Origin of the sequence: Romboutsia sp. 13368 (assembly GCF_018336475.1) — a bacterium.
Classification (GTDB): domain Bacteria; phylum Bacillota; class Clostridia; order Peptostreptococcales; family Peptostreptococcaceae; genus Romboutsia.
Map to the genome: position 1 here is coordinate 180619 of NZ_CP048741.1, position 4824 is coordinate 185442.

The 4824-nt window shown below is 30.2% G+C and carries 4 protein-coding genes and 1 other annotated feature; of the genes, 3 read left to right on the forward strand and 1 reads right to left on the reverse strand.

Features of this window, described 5'->3' with window-relative positions; translation table 11 throughout:
* A partial coding sequence (locus tag G3997_RS00785; RefSeq protein WP_296646583.1) for a polysaccharide deacetylase family protein occupies positions 1-760 on the forward strand: 760 nt, incomplete at its 5' end.
* Positions 761-848: 88 nt separating this feature from the next.
* Positions 849-1084 (forward strand) — a binding site (T-box leader).
* A gap of 105 nt (positions 1085-1189) precedes the next feature.
* Positions 1190-3853: a valine--tRNA ligase gene (locus G3997_RS00790; RefSeq protein ID WP_296646587.1), complete on the forward strand. Its 2664-nt coding sequence runs from the start codon at positions 1190-1192 to the stop codon at positions 3851-3853.
* 70 nt (positions 3854-3923) lie between these two features.
* On the opposite strand, the gene G3997_RS00795 is transcribed toward G3997_RS00790, so the two are convergent.
* On the reverse strand, positions 3924-4103 hold the full coding sequence (locus tag G3997_RS00795; RefSeq protein ID WP_330616281.1) for an SDR family oxidoreductase: 180 nt from the start codon (positions 4101-4103) through the stop codon (positions 3924-3926).
* Positions 4104-4146: 43 nt separating this feature from the next.
* Here G3997_RS00795 and G3997_RS00800 point away from each other — a divergent pair, with 43 nt between their 5' ends.
* Positions 4147-4803: a YitT family protein gene (locus G3997_RS00800; protein ID WP_296646591.1), complete on the forward strand. Its 657-nt coding sequence runs from the start codon at positions 4147-4149 to the stop codon at positions 4801-4803.
* The last annotated feature ends 21 nt before the right edge of the window (positions 4804-4824 follow it).

Sequence of the window (4824 nt, forward strand, 5' to 3'; positions counted from 1 at the left end):
TTTTATGATTTTACTATGTGGGGGAGTAATTAAATTTATTTGTGAAAGAAAAGAAATAAATTATCTTAATAGTAATATATATAGGACAATAAAAACTAATACTATCACAGAAATAATAAATAAAATTCCTGAAAATTCAACTAAAGGTCCCGGTATAACTTATGACAAAGTAGCTTATATAACTATTGATGATGGACCATCAAAATATACAAATCAAATACTAGATATACTAGATAAACATAATGTAAAAGCAACTTTTTTCATGATAAATAGAAATATGAATAAGCATAAAGATGAAGTACAGAGAATATCTGAAGAAGGTCACGGAGTAGGATTTCATAGTGTAAGCCATGATGTAGAACAATTATATAAAACACCTGAATCTGCACTTAATGAGTTTTATGTATGTAAAGATACTTTTGAAGAAATAACTGGAAAAACATCAAATTTAGTTAGATTACCATATGGAAGTAAGCCGCATACACCAGAGGAATCATACAAAAAATTAATTGAAAATGATTTATTAGTTTGGGACTGGAACTTAGATACCGAGGATTGGAAAGCTACAACTGATAATATATTAAGCAATATTCTTTTGTATGGAAGGAATAAAGAAGATTTAGTTATTTTAATGCATGAAAAAGAGCAAACAGTAGAAGCATTAGATGGAATAATAAAGGTATTAAAAGAAAGAGGATATAGAATACTTCCTATAACAGAAGATATAGAGGCAATGAACTTTTGGAGTAAAAACTTATAATATTTAATATAGTTTAAAAAAATACATATATTATCATAAATAATTGACAATAATAATGTTAATTGGATATAATAAAATATAAATTAAATACAAAACGTTGATGAAGAGGAGTATGTAAATACTACTAATAGAGAGGAAAATTCATAGGCTGAAAGATTTTTCAAGTATAGGTTTACAGAAGGTAGCTTTGGAGTTTCTAGACTGAAATAATAGTAAGTTTAGACGGTGAGAATCGATAAAATCTATTGAGAGTCATATTTTTATTTATTATAGTAAATATAAAATATGGAATTAAGGTGGTAACGCGAGCTTTTCGTCCTTATTAATAGGGTGAAAAGCTCTTTTTTATATTAAGAAAATTATAATATAAATGTTTTTATAAATTTAAAATAAAGTAATTTATTGAATAAATACTAAGGAGGAAATAAAATGGAAAATACTAATTTACCAAAAACGTATAATCCAAAAGACTTTGAATCAAGATTATATTCAAAGTGGGTTGAAGATGGATTATTTAAATCTAAGCCAAACCCAAATAAGAAGCCATTTACAATAATGCTTCCACCGCCAAATATAACTGGACAATTACATATGGGACATGCTCTTGACCATACTTTACAAGATATACTTGTAAGATGGAAGAGAATGGACGGATATGAAACATTATGGCAACCAGGAACTGACCATGCTTCTATAGCAACAGAAGTTAAGGTTGTTGAAAGAATAAAAGAACAAGAAGGAAAAACAAAGTACGAATTAGGAAGAGAAGAATTCTTAAAGAGAGCTATGGACTGGAGAAATGAATTTGGTAGAAAAATAGTAGACCAAATGAAACAGTTAGGAGATTCTTGTGACTGGGACAGAGAAAGATTTACAATGGATGAAGGATGTAACGAAGCGGTTACTGAGTTCTTTGTGAAACTTTACGAAAAAGGTCAAATATACAGAGGAAACAGAATAATAAACTGGTGTCCAGACTGTAAGACAACTTTATCAGATGCAGAAGTTGAGCACGAAGAGCATGATGGAAAGTTCTATCACATAAAATACCCAATAGCAGGTAGTGATGAATTCTTAGAAATAGCTACAACTAGACCAGAAACAATGTTAGGAGATACTGGTATAGCTGTAAACCCAGAAGATGAAAGATACAAGCACTTAGTAGGTAAGCATGCTATACTTCCTTTAATAGGTAGAGAACTTATAATAGTTGCAGATGATTATGTAGATTTAGAGTTTGGAACTGGTGCAGTTAAAATGACTCCAGCTCATGACCCTAACGACTTTGAAGTAGGTCAAAGACATAATCTTGAAAAGATAAATGTAATGAACGAAGATGGAACAATGAATAAGTTAGCTGGTAAATACGAAGGTATGGACAGATATGAGTGCAGAAAGCAACTTATAGCTGACTTAGATGAAGCAGGATACTTAATAGCTATAAAAGACCACAACCATAATGTAGGTTCTTGTTATAGATGTAGAACTGTTGTTGAGCCAAGATTATCAGATCAATGGTTCGTTAAGATGGACGAATTAGCTAAACCAGCTTTAGAAATACTTAAAAATAAGGATTTACAATTCGTACCAGATAAATTTGATAAGACTTATACTCAATGGTTAGAAAACATAAGAGATTGGTGTATATCAAGACAATTATGGTGGGGTCACCAAATACCAGCTTACTACTGTCAAGAATGTGGTGAAGTAGTAGTTGCTAAAGAAATGCCAAAAGAATGTAAATGTGGACATAACCACTTCAAGCAAGATGAAGACGTACTTGATACATGGTTCTCTTCTGCATTATGGCCTTTCTCAACATTAGGATGGCCACACAATACAGAAGAATTAAATTACTACTATCCAACAAGTGTACTTGTTACTGGATACGATATAATATTCTTCTGGGTAGTAAGAATGGCATTTGCAGGAATGTTCTGTATGGGAGAAACTCCATTCAAGCACGTATTAATACATGGACTTGTTAGAGACTCTGAAGGTAGAAAAATGAGTAAATCTTTAGGAAATGGTATAGATCCATTAGAAGTTATAGACCAATACGGAGCAGATGCATTAAGATTCATGTTAGCTACAGGAAACTCACCAGGAAACGATATGAGATTCTATATGGAAAGAGTTGAAGCTGCTAGAAACTTCGCAAATAAATTATGGAATGCATCAAGATTTGTATTCATGAATATAGATAAAGATTTAATGAATGGTGTAACTAGAGAATCAGTAGAGTCTAACATGACTTTAGCTGATAAATGGATAATATCAAGAGCAAACAATGTTGTTAAAGAAGTTACAGACAACATGGATAAGTTTGACCTTGGAATAGCTGCACAAAAGATATATGACTTTGCATGGTCTGAGTACTGTGACTGGTATATAGAAATAGTTAAGCCAAGATTATATTCTGATGATAAGGCTGCTAAGCAAACTGCTTTATACACATTAACATATGTATTAGAGAAGATATTAAAACTTCTTCACCCATATATGCCATTTATAACAGAAGAAATATACACTCACCTTCCAACTGTAGAAGGAAGTATAGTTATAGCTGARTTCCCTCATTACACTGAGGCTGACAACATGGCTAAAGAAGAAGAAATGATGAACTTAACAATGGATGGTATAAGAAACATAAGAAATGTTAGAGCTGAAATGAATGTACCACCATCAAAGAAAGCTAAGGTTATAATAGTTCCTACTGCTGAAAAGAAAGAAGCTATGGAAGCTGGTAAGGATTACTTCGTAACATTAGCATCTGCATCAGTTGTTGAAATAGTTGAAAATGAAAACAACATACCAGAAGATGCTGTAAGTGTTGTTATAGAAGGAGTTAAGATATTCATACCACTTGATGAATTAGTTGACTTCACTAAAGAATTAGATAGATTAAACAAAGAAAAAGCTAAATTAGAAGGCGAAATAAAGAGAGTTAACGGAAAACTTTCTAACCAAGGATTCTTAGCTAAAGCTCCAGAAAGCTTAGTTAATGAAGAAAAAGCTAAGAAAGCTAAGTTCGAAGAAATGATGAACTCAGTTCTTGAAAGAATAGCTAATATAGAAGCTAAAATAAAGTAATTATATAAAAATAAGAAATACCTAGTTAAAAATATTTAACTAGGTATTTTTATTATACATTAAAATAAATTTATTTATCTTCTACAGCATTTCTTCCTACAAAGTCAGCATATTGAGGAGTACCAAGATGATAGCCACCAGACACTTCCATTATATTACCAGTTATATAAGATGAATCATCAGAAGCAAAGAAAGCAACTGCATTTGCAATGTCTTCTGGTGTTCCCATTCTGTTTAAAGGAATTATAATTTATATAATATTAAATAATGATAAAGCAATTAGGAGTGGTACTTTGAGATATATAAAAAAAGAAACATTAAAAAGTATATTATTGATAATTATAGGAGCGACAATTTTATCTTTTGGAAGTTACAACTTTAATTATCAAAATAATGTTACAGAAGGTGGAGTTTTAGGATTACTATTATTGATGCAACATGTTTTTAATATATCTCCATCGATAACAAGTGTAGTAATAGATTTTTCATTATTTACAATAGGTTCTAAATTCTTTGGAAAGAAATTTTTATTATACTCTATTTTATCTACTATTACTTTCTCGACTACTTATAAGATATGGGAAAAGATAGGTTTTTTAGTTCCAAGTTTCACAAATAATATGTTAATAGCAAGCGTTTTATCTGGTATAGGAGTAGGTATTGGAGTTGGACTTGTAGTTAAAAGTGGAGGAGCCTCTGGAGGAGATGATGTAATAGCAATTTTAGGAAATAAGCTATTAAAATTAAAAGTTAACCATGTCTATTTAATAACTGACTCAATAGTTCTTTTAATGTCATTGGTTTATTTAGATATCAAACAAGTATTTTTCTCAATAATAGCAGTTACTATAAGTGGAAAAATTATAAGTGTACTTTATAAAGATGATGAATGTGAAGATAATGAAAATAAAGAAATACATTTAAATGAAAAGGTAGATAGTATGCTATAATATTTTATATAAGAAAATATT